Here is a 16703-nt window from a genome sequence, read left to right on the forward strand (position 1 = left end):
GAAGCCTCTATCGCCTCAGCAGAGGCATGGATGTTCATAGCATCCATCAGGCGAATGACACGCCGTATCGCAAAGCTTGAATTTTGAGTCGGGCACTTAGAGAACAGTTGAGCACGTTTCAAAAAATATAAACTTGGCGTTTCCACTACGAGCTCACATACTTTCAATGCAATTTTTGTGCTCTCTGAAAATTGCATTGGAAAATTATCAAGATAACTTTCAAGCTCAAAACACGGTTTATTCGGCAACACTTTTTCATGGCTCATCGAGCAATCACTAAGCCGCCCTTAAAAGACGGCAGATATCTGCTCGGATCATTCTGCTGATGCTGGCGGCTTAGTTTGCGTTGCAGCAGGAGAAACGGAACGCTCACTGTTGGAAGGCACTTCAGGCGCAATGACGCTGCCAAATATTTCAACGAGCACCCAGACTACCGCAGCCGCAACAAGACTGATCAGCAAAATGATAAGAACCGGCTTCCCCTCCCGGCCCTGCCTTGCTTCATCCGGGTTTAGCTGTTTCACGGATCAAACCTCCTCCTGCCTCGAAACCTATACAATAGGCAAATGATCAATGGAGGATTTGGTTCCAAACAGAAACGTTACACTCAAAATAGAGCGCAAAGACCCGGAATTGATGTGATTTTAGATTAGATGGTACGGACGGGTGGATTCGAACCACCGACCTCAGGAGCCACAATCCTGCGCTCTAACCAACTGAGCTACGACCGCGTACCTAAATCTCAACGAACTCACTTACGGCGTCCGCTGACAGGGGGTCACATACGGAGAATCGATCCATATTGCAAGTCATTAAAATGATCTTTGTTGAAGAAATCCCCGTTTGTTAACGCAAACACCCCAATCGTTAAAATTGGATGCATTCTGGTTACCATGTTTTATGCATGCTTGTGCACAAAGCTCGTAAATGAGCTGACACTTAAAATTACCACGCCTCTATTAACTAATGGAACAGAAAGTCAGGTCCATATCGAACGGGAATGTAGACCCGAACCCGCAAGCAGCTTATTAACATATAATTAAAGAGCACTTTGGGTGGTCGGAAGAACAGGTAAAGGACCGGTATGTCAGGATCATACCCCTTCATCAATATTGCTGCGCTGGATCAAATCCGCGAAGGCTTTATAAAAGGCGATGCGCAGCTCGTGCTGACGCACGACCTGTCGACTGTTCTGTGGATCAATGGCCCCGGCGCCAAGCTATTCGGTTTTGAGCATATCGAAGACATTATCGGCGGCAAGCTCGAACTACCCGTCGCAACCCGTCGCCAGATCGCAGGCTCCAGCAGCCCTAAAGACGGCGAACCGCATATTGTTGCAGTACGCCTTAGCTCAGGCATGCGCTCCGAACTCACCCGTCTTCAGGTTTCACAACTGACAATGCCAGATGGTGTAAAAGCCACGCTGCTCACAGTCGAAAACCACAATGCTTCGCCCGAAACGATTATTTCTGGCATCAGTGATGAAGAAACCCATGTCGCCCTCATTGAGGGAGACGCAAAAATCATCGCCGCAAGCCCAGGTTTTTCTACGCTGGATATTTCTGTCTCAACCCTTGAAGACCTTATCATTGAAGCAGGCGACGCCAGCGACCGTGTCGTGAAACGCCGCATTCGTGCGGGCAAACACTCGGTACCCGGTGCGATTGCCCGGCTTTCCGATCATCCTGCCCTGCATCTGGTATGCATCGTCGGGGAAGCGGTTGCCAAAACAAGCGATAAACAGAGAGCTCCAACAGCCGATGCCGCTGTGGAAAAGAAAGTAGAGCCCAAAAGCTTTGCATTCGATGAAAAAGGCGCGCCTGCCCGGTTCATCTGGAAAACAGATGCAGCAGGTTCATTTACCGAGGTTTCGCCGGAGCTTGGCGTCATCATTGGGCCGAATGCGGCAGACGTCATTGGCAGACGCTTTTCGGAGGTAGCAAAGGTTTTCGGCTTTGATACGGATTGCAGCATCGCGTCACTGCTGCAAAAGCGAGACACGTGGTCTGGCAAGAAACTGCTCTGGCCTGTTGAAGGAACGCAGCTGCGTGTACCGGTAGAGCTTGCAGCCCTGCCCGTATATTCGCGCGACCGCGAATTCATTGGCTTCCGTGGGTTTGGCCTTGTGCGCCCGGAAGATGCGGAAGAGGATCCAGAGGCAATCGGTCTGGTGCTTGCTGGTGGCGTTCCGCAGAAACGGGACGCCGCGCCGACGATACAGGATATGCTGAACGCGGATGATGAAGATGATATATTGGCGCTTTCAGAGGAAGTTGCCAATGATGATCGAATCGGAGCCGGGCATCCGACCCCTGCCTCGCCAACGTTGCCATTTGAGCTGACACCGAACGCGGGGCGCCGCGAGTCAGATAAGATCATTGAGCTGCTCAATGCTGCCGCACGCGGAAAAGTGGAAGCGGATCAGGCAAAGCACAGCAAAAACAAGGAACAGCGCCCAGAGGGCGGGCTGACTGCTACGGAACGCAGCGCATTTCGCGAGATTGCAGATCGTTTGCGCAAGCAGGGACTGGCCAATTCCAGGCAAGACGGCGAGCAGCCTGCGGCGGAGCATTCAGCGGTTGTAGCGCTTGTGTCTGAAAATCCCAAACCAGCGGACGAGACGCAGCATGCCGCCAAGACCGAACAGAAGCATGCTTCCGACGAAACAACGCTTCTCGCCAATCTGCCTATCCCGGTCATCATTCATTCCGGCGACGAAATTCATTATGTTAATCAGGCACTTCTTGACCTGACAGGCTATGCAACGCTGCAAGACATTCATCATGCCGGTGGTGTGGAAGCTTTGTTCAACAGCGACAACGAAGATGGCGGAAATTCCCAGGGCATGGTTCTGCGACGTGCGGATGGCAGCGAACAGCCCGTAGAGGCTCATCTCAACGCCATTGGCTGGCGTGATGGTCGTGCGCTCATGTTGAGCCTGATGCCTGTGGCTCCTACACTTGCAGAGGTGACCGGGCCAGCAGAAACGCCAAGCGCCGATCTCGCTGAGAAGCAAGCGCTTCAAGCCAATGTGGAAGAACTCAAGATCATCCTCGACACAGCCACTGACGGCGTTGTGCTCATTGAGCCGGAAGGCCGCATTCGTTCGATGAACCATTCAGCGGCTGCGCTTTTTGGTTATGATCATAAAGATACAGAAGGCAAATTCTTCTCAATGCTTTTTGCCATTGAAAGCCAGCGTGCTGCGATGGATTATCTGCACGGGCTTTCTGACAACGGTGTTCTCAGTGTGCTCAATGACGGCCGCGAAGTGATCGGCAGGGAAGCGCAAGGCGGCTTTATTCCGCTGTATATGACCATCGGCAAACTACCGCACACAAGCGGTTACTGCGCCGTTCTTCGTGACATCACACAATGGAAGCGCACTGAAGAAGAACTGACCAAAGCACGCAAGGAAGCCGAGCGTGCATCCAGCCAGAAGACCGAGTTTCTGGCCCGTATCAGCCACGAAATCCGCACGCCGCTCAATGCGATCATCGGTTTTTCGGAGCTGATGGCGGATGAGAAATTCGGACCTGTCGGCAATGACCGCTATCGCGATTATCTGCGGGATATCAATCGTTCCGGCAACCATGTGCTGGCGCTGGTCAATGATCTGCTCGATATATCCAAGATCGAAGCGGGTGGTCTGGATATGCAGTTTGAAGCGGTTTCGCTCAATGACGCGATTGGCGAGGCCATTGCATTGATGCAGCCGCAGGCCAATCGTGAGCGCGTGATTATCCGCTCGAGCTTCCAGTCGAACCTGCCGGATATTGTCGCAGACGCACGCTCGATCAAACAGGTCGCGCTCAACCTGCTTTCCAACGCTGTTCGCTTCACATCGACCGGCGGACAGGTCATCGTCTCAACAAATTACGAATTGAACGGCGATGTCGTTATGCGCGTGCGCGATACAGGCGTTGGCATGACAAAAGCGGAAGTTCAGCAGGCGCTCAAACCTTTCCGTCAGGTCAATGCCATGCAACGCAGGCAGGCAGAAAATGCGAAGGACTGGCGCAACGAAGGCACAGGCCTCGGACTGCCGCTGACAAAGGCGATGGTTGAGGCCAATCGCGCACAATTTGCAATCGATTCGACACCGGGTCAGGGCACAGTTGTCGAAATCATCTTTCCGCCAACACGCGTTCTGGCAGATTAAATCCCTAAATCTATGATTCCAGCTTTCAAAAATCATTACCGGTTTTTGCATTGATGAACTAACCATATGTTGGAATCAGCATAGGTGGCTATGCTGTGCTATAATGCTGAGATAGATTACGGATTATATGTCACTGATAGGATGGTTGATGCGCTGGCCCAGATTTACGCGCCTTATTATTGCGCTCATCATTCTTGGTGCGGCAGCAGCAGCAACGTTGCTCGCAATCGTTCCTTTTATCGTTTCCACAGATGCGATCCGTATTCGCGTTGCCCAGGAAATCAGTGCCTGGACCGGCTATAGCGTCGAGCTGCGTGAAGCACCGCGTTTGCGGGTATTTCCGGTGTTACGCGCTTCACTTGATGGTGTCACACTGAGTAAGGTTTCAGATCAGGGTTCCAAGCCCTTCATGAGTGCCAACCGGATTGAAGTTGAACTTTCCCCACTCGATGCACTTATGGGGCGTTTGTCTTTCTCTGAAACGCAGATTGTAAGGCCGCATTTCAATATTGGTGGACCGGTCGATAATTTTTCCGGTCTGCTTGATGCGATTGCCAACTCCAGCGGGCGCCTCGGCACGGCCATCCGCGCGCAACGCGCTTTGCAGCAAAACGGCGCCAATGACAAAGCGCTTGCCGCACAACAGGCATCGCAACCTTTTGGCCGCGTTGTGATCCGTGATGGTACGGTCTCATTTAATCATCCCGACGAGCAGGAGGCTTCGAAGGAAGAGCAGCAGATTACAAAGTTGAACGCCACGCTTGAATGGCCGCGAACATCAAGTGCGGCAACCTTGCGCGGAAGTGCGCAATGGCGGGGCGAGGCCACCCAATTCAATGTCACCGCCGGTCAAGCATTGTCGCTTCTTGCCGGTGGCACCTCTGACGTGAACGCAAGCTTCACATCCACACCCCTCAATATTACCTTTGAGGGCAAGGCCAATATTTCCAATGATCGCTTCTTTGAGGGCGCGTTGAGTGCAAAAACGCCCTCGCTCAGCAACAGTGTTCGCTGGCTCGGCCTGCCACCCGTCGCCGGCAGCACCGAAATCGGGGCTTTTTCCCTTGATTCAACCATTACATCAACGCCGAAGCGGCTGAAATTCGATAATGTCGAAATGACAACGGATGAAAGCCCGGCCAAGGGTGTGATTGAAATTGGCTTTGAGCAGGACACGCCTGCGGTTACCGGCACCCTCGCCTTCGATAAGCTTGATCTGCGACGGTTGTTCTCCATCTTCGTGCCGCTGCCCGTCAATCAGCCTCGCTCTCCGAGCGTACGGAATCAAAGCGAGCAGGACAATATCAATACGAGCTTCATCGACCGGGCTGAGCTTGACCTGCGTCTTTCGGCGCAAGCCGCCACCGCAGGTCCGGTATCATTAACCAGCGTTGCAGCGGCCGTACAGATCAGAGGCGGTCGCGCGATGTTCGATATTGGTGATGCCAAAGCCTTTAACGGCATTATTCAGGCCAATCTGCAGATTGTTCGCGACCTGAAGACCGCCAGTGGTGAATTGCGGTTCAACGCATCCGACATTGACAGCTCGCAGCTTTTTGCAGCGCTCGGCTTTGACAAGCCATTCGTCAATGGCAAGGGTAATGTTTCACTGTTTATGAAAGCGCCAGCCAACCGTTGGTCAGCGCTTCTGAACAGCGCGCAGGGCAATGTCTCCGTTCAGCTTAACAACGGGCAAATGCAAGGCTTTTCGGTTCAGGATTTTTTGACAAAAGCGCAGAGCCAAGGTTTCTTTGCGCTTGAACGGCAGGAAAACGTCTCTCTTGCCTTCAATCGCCTCGACCTCAAGGCAAATCTTTCCGATGGCGTGGCAACGCTGGAGAATGCGCGTCTTGCCACGAATGATGGCACGCTCAATCTGGCTGGTATTGTTCCATTTGTTGACCGCAGTCTGGCATTAAGCGGCGAAGTCATCTTCCCCGATAACCAGCCGCAGCCGCAGAATACGGATGGACAACTTGCCGAGACCACGCCCGCGAAGCCACCGCTGCATTTCTTTGTTGGCGGCTCCTGGGATCGGCCCTTTATCTCCCCATCATCGACAGGAAGCGGAACGGGGCAGTAAGCCCCTCTCCTTATGATCATCATCCCATGCGGAATGCGGCTTGCTCATCACGGCGGCGCTGCACTTCGCGACGCTTGTTGACAACCGAAGCAATGATCACGCCCGTCGCCACCAGTGCAATCAGGATAGTGCAGACCGCGTTGATTTCCGGTGTCACACCAAGCCGCACCTGAGAGTAAATCTTCATCGGCAGTGTGGTTGCACCCGGACCAGAGGTGAAGCTTGCAATCACCAGATCATCGAGTGAAAGGGTGAAAGCCAGCATCCAGCCGGAAACAACGGCAGGCAGAATAACTGGCAATGTGATTTTCATGAATGTTGTCACGGGTGGCGCGCCAAGATCCATTGCCGCTTCTTCCAGCGACCGATCAAAACTCACCAGACGCGACTGCACGACAACGGCCACAAAGCACATCGAGAAGGTGATATGCGCAAGCGTAACCGTCCAGAAACCACGGTCAAAATTCATCGCCACGAACAAAAGTAACAGCGAAAGGCCGGTGATGACATCCGGCATGACCAGCGGCGCGTAGACCATGCCCGAGAACAGAATTCGCCCGCGAAACCGCGTGTAGCGCGTGAGTGCAAGTGCGGCCAGCGTTCCAAGCACGGTTGCAATCGTCGCAGACAAAAGCCCGACGCGGATCGTCACCCATGCCGCATCCATCAGCGCCTGATTGCGGAACAGCTCCACATACCATTTGGTCGAGAAGCCCGCCCAGACAGTGACGAGGCGGGATTCGTTGAACGAATAGATGACCAGCAGAACAATCGGCAGATAAAGAAAAGCAAAGCCAAGCGACACCGAGACAATATTAAAACGTGACCAATTGTTTTGCATGTTATTTCCCCTTCTCCTGCTGGCGCGCCTGCACCTGCTGGAAAATCACGATCGGCACGATAAGCAGGAGCAGCAGAACCACGGCCACAGCCGAAGATACCGGCCAGTCGCGATTGGAGAAGAACTCACTCCAGATTGTCTTACCAATCATCAGCGTCTGCGATCCGCCAAGAAGATCGGGGATCACGAATTCACCAACAGCCGGAATGAATACAAGGAAACACCCCGCCACGACGCCTGCAAGCGATAGTGGAAAGGTGATCTTCCAGAAAGCTGAAAATGCAGTACAGCCGAGATCCTGCGCCGCTTCGATCAGCGAATAATCCATTTTTTCGAGTGACGAATAAATCGGCAGAATCATGAACGGCAGATAAGAATAAACGATACCAATGAAGATTGCCGTTTCCGTGTTCAGAATGTTGAGTGGCGTATCGATGATATTCAGCCACATCAAAAACTGGTTGAGCAGACCTTCCGGCTTGAGGATACCAATCCACGCATAAACGCGGATCAGGAACGATGTCCAGAACGGCAGGATGACCAGCATAAGCAATGTCGGTCGCAGACTTTGCGGTGCCCGCGCCATGCCATAAGCCATCGGATAAGCGACGAGCAATGTCAGAAATGTCGAGATTGCCGCAATCCGCACGCTGGAAAGATACGCCATATAATAAAGCGGATCATCCATCAGCCAGAGATAGTTATCGATAGAAAGCTGCTTCACGCGCTCCCATGCAAGACCAAAGCCCTGCGTCAAATCAATAACTGGCTGATAAGGCGGTATTGCCATCGTGACTTCGGAAAGCGAAATCTTGAAGACAATAAAAAACGGAACCAGAAAGAAGATCAGCAGCCACAGATAAGGGACTGCGATCACGAGGCGACTGGTTATGGAAGCGATCAGCTTTTGCATGTGCTTCCCCTCCTCAGGCCGTCAGCACCAGACCGGCATCGGTATCAAACGAAACCCATACGCGCTCATCATAGGTCAGCGGATTTTCCGTCTTGCGCACAGCATTCAGGCTTGCAGCCTTGATGGTGCGACCATTGTCGAGGCGGACGTGGAAAACCGTCATATCGCCAAAATAGGCAATATCCCAAAGCTCACCCTCAACCGCGTTGACAGCGGTCTCTTCCGGCTTTTCGCGGGTAATGCGTGTCTTTTCAGGACGCACCGCATACCAAACCTTCTGACCGGCATTGAGCTGCTCGCGCGTTTCAGTGTGGATATGAAAGCCAAATTTTTCCGTGGCGATTTCAGCCTCACCATTGGCGGCCTTGACCACTTCACCTTCGATGATGTTCACATTACCAATGAAGTCGGCCACGAACTTTGAACGCGGCGCCTCATAAACTTCTGCCGGTGTTGCCACCTGCATAATGCGACCCTTATCCATGACAGCGATACGATCAGACATGGTCATGGCTTCTTCCTGATCATGGGTGACGACCATGAAGGTAAGACCGAGCTTGACCTGTAAATCCATCAATTCGAACTGGGTTTCTTCGCGCAGCTTCTTGTCGAGCGCACCCAGCGGCTCATCCAGCAGCAGCACTTTCGGACGCTTGGCAACAGCACGCGCCAACGCCACGCGCTGGCGCTGCCCACCAGAAAGCTGATGCGGCTTGCGCTTGCCAAACTTTTCCAGCTTCACAAGTTTGAGCATTTCAGCGACACGCGCATCGATTTCCGATTTCGCCATGCCGTCCTGCTTGAGCCCAAAAGCAATGTTGTTTTCTACCGTTATATGCGGGAACAGTGCATAGGACTGAAACATCATATTGACCGGTCGCTTATAGGGAGGAATGCCGCGCAAATCCTGACCATCGAGCGTAATGCGCCCCGATGTCGGCTCCTCAAAACCCGCCAACATGCGCATCAATGTGGTCTTGCCGCAGCCGGAAGCACCTAAGAGCGAGAAAAACTCGCGATTGAAAACATTGAGCGACAGATCATCAACCGCGGTAAAATCGCCGAAAATCTTGGTCACATTCTCAAAAGAGATGAAAGGCTTCGCCGCCGGATCATTCCAGGGTGCAAATTTGCGGCGAAAGCTGCCAAAAGATTCCATTCCGTTCCCCTATCGACTTATCAGGAACCTGCATTCACAGGCACAGCCTGCCACTAAACGACTATATTAAGACGTAGAGCGGCCCTCCTGTATGAACAGTGAGCCGCTCTTAACAATTTGACGGGACCAAACCCGATCAGACGTTCAAAACCGTCTTATTATCCAACTGTTACTGACCTGTGACGATCTTGGTCCAGGCCCGCGTAACATAACGCTGAGTTTTCTGGTCATAAGGCGTTGGCACAAACAATTTTTTCAACACCTCTTCGCTCGGATAGATTTCTGGATCATCGAGAATATCTTTATCGATGAACGCCTGCGAAGCCTTGTTACCATTCGCATAGAATACGAAATTGGATGCTTTCGCTGCAACTTCCGGGCGCATGATATAATTCATGAATTCAAGCGCTTCAGGTACATGTTTTGCGTCAGCAGGGATTGCCATCTGGTCAAACCACATCAGCGCGCCTTCCTTCGGGATCGAATAACCGATCTCTACGCCCTGATTTGCCTTCTCGGCACGATCACGTGCCTGGAAGATGTCACCTGAATAACCAACCGCCATGCAAATGTCGCCATTCGCCAGCGCGTTGATATATTCCGACGAATGGAACTTGCGGATATTCGGACGAATCTTGAGATAAAGCTCCTGCGCCTTTTCCATATCTTCCGGTGAAGGGGAATTGGGATCAAGACCAAGGTAATTCAAAGCCGGGCGCAGCATTTCGCTTGATGTATCCAGCAGATAAATACCGCAGTCTTTCAGCTTCGCCGAAATCTCCGGGTTGTAGAGCACATCCCAAGAGTCAATCGTATCGGTACCAAGGATTTCCTTGATTTTGGCCTTGTTATAGCCAATGCCGGTCGTGCCCCACATGTAGTTTATGGAATATTCGTTGCCCGGATCGTAGGTCGCGGCACGGGTCGAAATTTCATCCCACATATTCTTGAGGTTTGGCAGCTTGTCCTTGTCGAGCTTCAAGAACACACCAGCCGGGATCTGACGGCCAAGGAATTCACCCGATGGCACAACAAGATCATAGCCGCTACCACCGGCAAGAAGCTTGGTTTCAAGAATTTCATTGGAATCATAAACGTCGTAAACGACCTTAATGCCCGTTTCCTTGGTAAAATCCTTGAGGATCGAATCGTCTATATAATCCGACCAGTTATAAATATTGACAACCCGCTCCTGCGCGCTTGCGGGAAATACGGTGGCGCTCACAAGGGTCGTGACCATCGTTGTCGCCAGAAGAAAGGATTTCATCCTCATCGCGTGCTCCATTCTGCACCGTAATTTCCGGTACAGCTTAAGGGTGGGTAAACTGTTTCATTTTCTACCTTTTTAGATTGTGCAGCATTCGTCAACCGGCTGATGACAACACAAACATAAAAATTGCGATGCCACGCCTGAGAGCCAACGAGATTTTGACTATGGCGCGGCGAAAATAGTGAGGTTCGAGAACCGGAGCGGAGTGTACTTTGGGTACACGAGCACCGGGAGCGCAGAACCACGCCATTTGCAGACCGTCGGAGTCAAAATATCGCGGCTCTACTGGAAATCGAAAGCAGATAGCCCCGCCACCATTTCATCAAGCCCCAATGGACGCGTCAACGGCGGCTCGGCACGGGTGATGCAGCCTTGCCGTTCACAAAGCCTGCAAGCGGGGCCTATTTCTGTGCGAGACGCACTGTTTGTACCGTAAACTGTCTCTATAGCAGCATCGAGCGAGCAGCCGATGAGAATTGCCGTGCGCCGCGGACGCTCGTTAAATGCACCTTGCGGTCCTTCAAGCGTTCGCGCAACCGTCAGAAAACTGGAACCATCGGGCAATTCGGCTGGCTCCACCAGCACCTGCCCCGCCTGTGTGAATGCTGCATAGACCGGAAGCTTCGGACACTGACCGCCAAATCGCACCGGAAAGCCTTCGGCACCCGCCATGCGTAAGCGATTGCCAGCATGATCGATTTCCATCAGAAAAAACGGTAAAGCAGAATTATCCCGCCGCTGAAGCGTTGTCAGTCGGTTTGCCGCCTGTTGAAAGGACACGCCAAAGCGTGAACGCAACACGTCTATATCATAGCGCGCCCGCACAGCAGCATCACGAAACTGCCGGTAAGGCATCATCAAAGCCTGTGCCGCATAACGCGCCAGTTCAAAACGCGCGATGCGCTTTGCTTCACTGGACGAGAGCTTTAACCCTTCTGTTTCAGCGCCGATCATTACTTGCATACGGATCAGCGCTGCTTCCATGGCAATTTCCTGCAACTGATCAAAAGGCGACAATCGCTCCGATATGAAAAGCCGCTGCGAATGCCTGTCATAACGTCTGCGCCAGTTCGGCATGGTTGCAACGGGCAATGTGCGCACCGTAATGCCATGCTCGCGCCGCAGCCATTCTTTCAACGCACCTGACAAGTCGCCATCAGGTTTCAGCAAACCATAAAAGCTTTCCGCCTCTTCCTCGATCCGCGGGTAATGATTGGGCCGCCGCGCCATAACATCACGCACTTCATCCAGCGGCAATCGCGTGGCAGAAAGCTGCGCATCACTGCCTTCATGCGAAAGCAATTGCGAGAGATCAGAAAGGCGCTGCTGTTGCTCGCGGTATGCACGGTAGAGTTTAACGATGCCGGTGGCGGCATTGGGTGCCGCCTCGCCAATCTCCACCAGTTCCTGATCGCCCGGCAATTCTCCCGTCAGCAGTGGATCGGAAAATACTTCCTTTAGGCCCGCAACCGTTGTTCCGCTTTCAGCCTGAAGGCTGTCGAGATCAAGCTTGTAAACACTGGCAAGCTTCAACAAGAGCTGCACCGTCAGCGGACGCTGATTACGCTCAATCAGATTGAGATAGGACGGCGAAATACCAAGCGCCTCGGCCATGGATGTCTGCGTCAGACCGCGTTCGTTGCGGATGCGCCTGATGCGTGGACCAGCAAAGATCTTGCGTTCGCTCATGAGGCCTCCCAAGTCAGCAATGATGAAATTTACAATTCATGACAAAATAGCTGCAAAGTTTGATTTTGACAAGATTTACAAATTTACAAATGACCTCAGTCAATTTTCAGACAGCATTACCTCAATTTCTCAGCCGTTTCACTGCTTTTTCTAGCTGTTCGAGCAATAGGGTTGTAAATCTGGTCACAGAAAGAGCGACAACAATCAGCTCTTCCAGAACCTAATCTTAGTGTGAGGAGACACCGAAATGACAGATTTTTACAGCCTCATCCCTTCGGCACCCAAAGGCCGCTTTGACGGCATTGAGCGTGCACACACAGCCGAAGATGTGAAAAGGCTGCGCGGTTCGGTGGAGATCAAGTATTCGCTGGCCGAGATGGGTGCAAACCGTCTGTGGAAACTGATCCACGAGGAAGATTTCGTCAACGCGCTTGGCGCGCTCTCCGGCAATCAGGCCATGCAGATGGTACGTGCTGGTTTGAAGGCGATCTATCTGTCCGGCTGGCAGGTTGCAGCGGATGCAAACACGGCATCGGCCATGTATCCCGACCAGTCGCTTTATCCGGCCAATGCTGCCCCTGAACTGGCAAAGCGCATCAACAAGACATTGCAGCGTGCCGACCAGATTGAGACTGCGGAAGGCAAAGGCCTGTCGGTTGATACTTGGTTTGCACCAATTGTTGCGGATGCGGAAGCAGGCTTCGGCGGACCGCTGAATGCATTTGAGATCATGAAGGCCTTCATCGAAGCCGGTGCTGCTGGCGTGCATTATGAAGACCAGCTGGCCTCTGAAAAGAAGTGCGGCCACCTTGGTGGCAAGGTTCTGATCCCGACTGCAGCCCATATCCGCAACCTCAATGCGGCACGTCTTGCAGCCGATGTCATGGGAACGGCAACGTTGGTCATCGCTCGCACGGATGCAGAAGCCGCCAAGCTTCTGACCTCGGATATTGACGAGCGCGATAAGCCATTCGTCGATTACGATGCTGGACGCACGGCGGAAGGCTTCTATCAGGTGAAAAGCGGCATTGAGCCATGCATCGCCCGTGCCATTGCCTACGCACCCTATTGCGATCTGATCTGGATGGAAACATCCAAGCCCGATCTCGAACAGGCTAAGCGCTTTGCAGAGGCTGTGCAGAAGGCTCATCCGGGCAAGAAACTGGCTTATAACTGCTCGCCATCGTTCAACTGGAAGATGAACCTCGACGACGCAACAATTGCCAAGTTCCAGCGCGAGCTGGGTGCGATGGGATACAAGTTCCAGTTCATTACGCTGGCCGGTTTCCATCAGCTCAACTACGGCATGTTCGAACTGGCGCGTGGTTACAAAGATCGTCAGATGGCGGCTTATTCCGAACTGCAACAGGCGGAATTTGCAGCAGAAGCCAACGGCTACACCGCGACCAAACACCAACGCGAAGTCGGCACCGGCTATTTCGATGCCGTATCGCTCGCAATCACCGGCGGCCAGTCTTCGACCACCGCCATGAAGGAATCCACCGAAACAGCGCAGTTCCGTCCGGCTGCGGAATAACAACGAAGGGAACATAAAATGGCTTCGATTGCACGCGTTAAGGAAAGAGCAGAAGAGCAATCAACCTCGATGAGCACCGATCAGCAAAGCGCGATCCGTATGCTTGCCAATGACCTGCACCGTCTCAATCAGTCGGTTATGAAAGCAGTCGAGGCCGGTGTTTCTGTAGAGCTGGTTCGTTCTGCCCGACATCATGCGGGAGATGGCAACTGGGGCGACCTCTTGATCCCGGTTATCGTTACCCGAAACCCGTGATCAGCAAAAAACAACGGATTATAACTTGATATACCAGTCCATTCATGTTGGATTAGCTTAACTGACCTCCCCGGCTGGCTCTGCCAGTCGGGTTCTTTTTTGCGTCAACAGACATTTTTGGCTAGGCGGTTTTGGGAAATCTATTCCCACACCGCTTCGCGCGAATGGATCGCGCTGGCGTGAAGCCTAAATGCTTCGATGCTGCTATGCAGCCCAAAAGACGCAATCTGCTTCACAGCTCATTCGGATTTTTTCTTTCGCCGTTCACAAGACCAAATTGGGCACAATAAACTACATATGCTCAGCGATGGCGCAGATTTCGCATTATTGAAGTGCCTTTTCCAATATCGCCCATTGCTCTTCACGCGTCACCGGACCCATTCCGCCCTTTCTGGCCAGCACATTTCGATTGAGACGCACGAATACAACCTTTTGATCGCCTTTCTCCGCCCATCCGACATACCAGCCGAACTGACGGCGTCGATCTGGCTTGCCTTTAGGGCCTGTTTCAAAGGCCGAGCCGGTTTTACCATGGACCATCCAGCCGTTTGAAAGCTGATGACTTGGCAAAATTTCCATGGTTTTGGTGATCGCAACCTCAGAAAACGGCAACTTGTAATTCACCATCTTCATGAGAAAATCAGCCTGCTCATTGGGTGATATTTGCAATGATGAGGAAATCCAAGAACGTAAAAGGCCGTTATTCTTGCCCCGATCGCCACTTAGGTCACGGTTACCGTAATTGAGTTGATCTGTGTATTTTTGAAATTTATCTTTTCCTAGCTTCCGCGTCAGCTCTTGTGAGAACCACACAACCGACTGATCCTCCCAATAGGTCGGATCGACAGATTGCCTCCATGATTCACGCCACGCGGGATAACCTTCCTTGTAAGGCCAGGAGGGGGTGTGTGCATCCTCGAGAATGCCGCTTTCAAACCCCATCAACGCCAATGGCACTTTGAAGGTTGATGCCGGGCTGTTGCGCGTATCGCAAACGTCGCCTTCTTTAGAGATGATGTCGCCATTATTCGCATTAAGGATGATCATGCAGGTGAGTTTTTCGCTTTTGGCCGATGCCTGTCCTTGCAGGGCGAGCATCATACACAAAGCGCTTCCTGCCATTCCCAAAGCCGCTTTGATCGTTCTTTGCATCCAGCAAACCTCTCAAGACATGTTTTCGCGAATTCTTTTCTCAAACATGGCGCCAACATTACGCAAACATGGCAATCCACACGTTTGTGCATACCCCCTCATTTATCACTCCCCATATTTAATGTTGTTGTTGTTCAAAGCTTCATTTGTCAACGCATCATGCTCCAGCTATCATGATGCTATACGAAATCATTTTTTGGTGTTGGATGTCTGCTGATACGACGGAAAAGAAGGTTGCGCGTGCGCCGCGTCGCCGTACGCCTGCTTATGTCAAATCGCTTCGCGGCGTGAAGAACTGGAAGCAAGCCACAGAGTGGCTGGCATGGCGCGACATTGAAGACATCGAATGCATTACCCCTGATCAGGCGGGTGTGGCGCGTGGCAAGATGATGCCATCAAAGAAGTTCACTTCCAATACGTCGCTTGCTCTGCCTTCTGCTGTGTTCATGACGACCATTTCAGGGGATTATCCTGAAGACGGTCATGGTTTTCAATATCCCGAAGATGATGGTGATCTCAGGCTTTTGCCTGATCTCTCGACACTCTCCTCGGTGCCATGGGAAACGGATGCAACAGCGCAGGTCATCTGCGACCTGGTCTATCAGGATGGACGCGCGGTTGAATTCACGCCGCGCAATGTGCTGCGCTCTGTCGTTGCTGCCTATAACAAGCGCGGCCTCAAGCCGGTTGTTGCACCGGAAATCGAGTTTTATCTGGTACGTAAGAACCCGGACCCCGATTATCCGCTCACGCCACCGGTGGGGCGCTCCGGCCGCGCCATTGGTGGCGGTCAGGGCTATTCAATTGCAGGCGTCAACGAGTTTGATGAACTGATCGACGACATCTATCATTTCTCCGAAGGTCAGGGCCTTGAGATCGATACACTGATCCACGAAGAAGGTGCAGCACAGCTTGAAATCAATCTGCGCCATGGCGATCCGGTTGAGCTGGCCGATCAGGTATTTTTGTTCAAGCGCACAATCCGCGAAGCCGCCCTTAAGCATGATATGTATGCAACCTTCATGGCCAAGCCTATTCAAGGCCAGCCGGGTTCGGCGATGCATATCCATCAATCGATCGTCGACAAGAAAACAGGACGCAACATCTTCTCCAACGAAGATGGCAGTGAAAGCGAAGCCTTCCGCCACTTCATCGGCGGCATGCAACGTCATGTACCAAACGCGCTCGTGATGTTCGCGCCCTATGTTAACTCTTATCGCCGCCTTACGCCTGATGCATCGGCGCCGGTTAATGTGAAATGGGGTTACGACAACCGCACAACGGCCTTCCGTGTACCGCGTTCCGAGTCCGGTAGCCGCCGCGTCGAAAATCGCATTCCTTCATCTGATGCCAACCCTTATCTGGCACTCGCTGCATCGCTCGCGTGCGGGTTGATTGGTTTGGTGAACAAAATCGAAGCTGATCAACCTGCATCGACAAGCGTTAACACCAAGGAAATCGATCTGCCGCGCGGTCTGATAGAAGCTGTGCAACTCTTTGAAAATGATCAGGAATTGCGCAACCTTTTCGGAAACTCGTTCGTCACCACTTATGCAGCAATCAAGCGCGCGGAGTTCGAGACTTTCATGGAAGTCATCAGCCCGTGGGAACGTGAGTTCCTTCTGCTCAACGTCTGACCGGT

Annotated in this window: 13 protein-coding genes and 1 tRNA gene; 5 read left to right on the forward strand and 9 right to left on the reverse strand. The window is 52.4% G+C overall.

The features are described from left to right. The 3 genes from VBH83_RS14040 to VBH83_RS14050 form a co-directional block, all read right to left on the reverse strand. Positions 1-266, reverse strand: a 266-nt coding sequence (locus VBH83_RS14040) for a hypothetical protein (protein ID WP_396998289.1), incomplete at its 3' end; no start/stop codon positions are given. Positions 267-314: 48 nt separating this feature from the next. Continuing rightward, positions 315-524, reverse strand: coding sequence for a hypothetical protein (locus VBH83_RS14045; protein WP_265984390.1), 210 nt, complete (start codon positions 522-524; stop codon positions 315-317). A 130-nt stretch (positions 525-654) separates the two neighbouring features. Further along, positions 655-731, reverse strand: a tRNA-His gene (locus VBH83_RS14050). 353 nt (positions 732-1084) lie between these two features. Here VBH83_RS14050 and VBH83_RS14055 point away from each other — a divergent pair. After that, positions 1085-4162, forward strand: a complete 3078-nt coding sequence (locus VBH83_RS14055; RefSeq protein ID WP_265984392.1) for a PAS domain-containing hybrid sensor histidine kinase/response regulator — start codon at positions 1085-1087, stop codon at positions 4160-4162. 148 nt (positions 4163-4310) lie between these two features. Further along, entirely contained in the window at positions 4311-6245 is a 1935-nt protein-coding gene (locus VBH83_RS14060) for an AsmA family protein (RefSeq protein WP_396998292.1), read from the forward strand. Between the two features lie 19 nt (positions 6246-6264). On the opposite strand, the gene VBH83_RS14065 is transcribed toward VBH83_RS14060, so the two are convergent. The 5 genes from VBH83_RS14065 to VBH83_RS14085 all read right to left on the reverse strand — a co-directional run bounded on the left by VBH83_RS14065 (position 6265) and on the right by VBH83_RS14085 (position 12117). Next, complete coding sequence (locus tag VBH83_RS14065) at positions 6265-7086, reverse strand: ABC transporter permease (RefSeq protein ID WP_265984394.1); 822 nt, start codon at positions 7084-7086, stop codon at positions 6265-6267. 1 nt (position 7087) lies between these two features. After that, entirely contained in the window at positions 7088-7999 is a 912-nt protein-coding gene (locus VBH83_RS14070; protein WP_396998294.1) for an ABC transporter permease subunit, read from the reverse strand. A 13-nt stretch (positions 8000-8012) separates the two neighbouring features. Continuing rightward, positions 8013-9158 (reverse strand): ABC transporter ATP-binding protein, encoded by a 1146-nt coding sequence (locus VBH83_RS14075; RefSeq protein WP_265984396.1) that lies wholly within the window; start codon positions 9156-9158, stop codon positions 8013-8015. Positions 9159-9327: 169 nt separating this feature from the next. Beyond that, positions 9328-10431: a polyamine ABC transporter substrate-binding protein gene (locus VBH83_RS14080; RefSeq protein ID WP_265984397.1), complete on the reverse strand. Its 1104-nt coding sequence runs from the start codon at positions 10429-10431 to the stop codon at positions 9328-9330. A gap of 279 nt (positions 10432-10710) precedes the next feature. Next, positions 10711-12117, reverse strand: a complete 1407-nt coding sequence (locus VBH83_RS14085) for an XRE family transcriptional regulator (RefSeq protein WP_265984399.1) — start codon at positions 12115-12117, stop codon at positions 10711-10713. Positions 12118-12364: 247 nt separating this feature from the next. On the opposite strand from VBH83_RS14085, the gene aceA reads away from it, so the two are divergent. Next, on the forward strand, positions 12365-13654 hold the full coding sequence (gene aceA, locus VBH83_RS14090; protein ID WP_396998297.1) for an isocitrate lyase: 1290 nt from the start codon (positions 12365-12367) through the stop codon (positions 13652-13654). An 18-nt stretch (positions 13655-13672) separates the two neighbouring features. Beyond that, positions 13673-13909, forward strand: coding sequence for a hypothetical protein (locus VBH83_RS14095; RefSeq protein ID WP_265984401.1), 237 nt, complete (start codon positions 13673-13675; stop codon positions 13907-13909). 324 nt (positions 13910-14233) lie between these two features. Here the strand turns inward: VBH83_RS14095 and blaOXA are convergent, their stop codons facing one another. Continuing rightward, positions 14234-15061 carry a class D beta-lactamase gene (gene blaOXA, locus VBH83_RS14100; RefSeq protein WP_265984403.1) on the reverse strand — a complete coding sequence of 276 codons (828 nt, stop codon included), beginning with the start codon at positions 15059-15061 and terminating at the stop codon, positions 14234-14236. Positions 15062-15267: 206 nt separating this feature from the next. On the opposite strand from blaOXA, the gene VBH83_RS14105 reads away from it, so the two are divergent. Further along, positions 15268-16698, forward strand: coding sequence for a glutamine synthetase family protein (locus VBH83_RS14105; RefSeq protein ID WP_265984404.1), 1431 nt, complete (start codon positions 15268-15270; stop codon positions 16696-16698). The last annotated feature ends 5 nt before the right edge of the window (positions 16699-16703 follow it).

It is taken from the genome of Ochrobactrum sp. S1502_03 (assembly GCF_044435015.1).
GTDB lineage: Bacteria > Pseudomonadota > Alphaproteobacteria > Rhizobiales > Rhizobiaceae > Brucella > Brucella chromiisoli.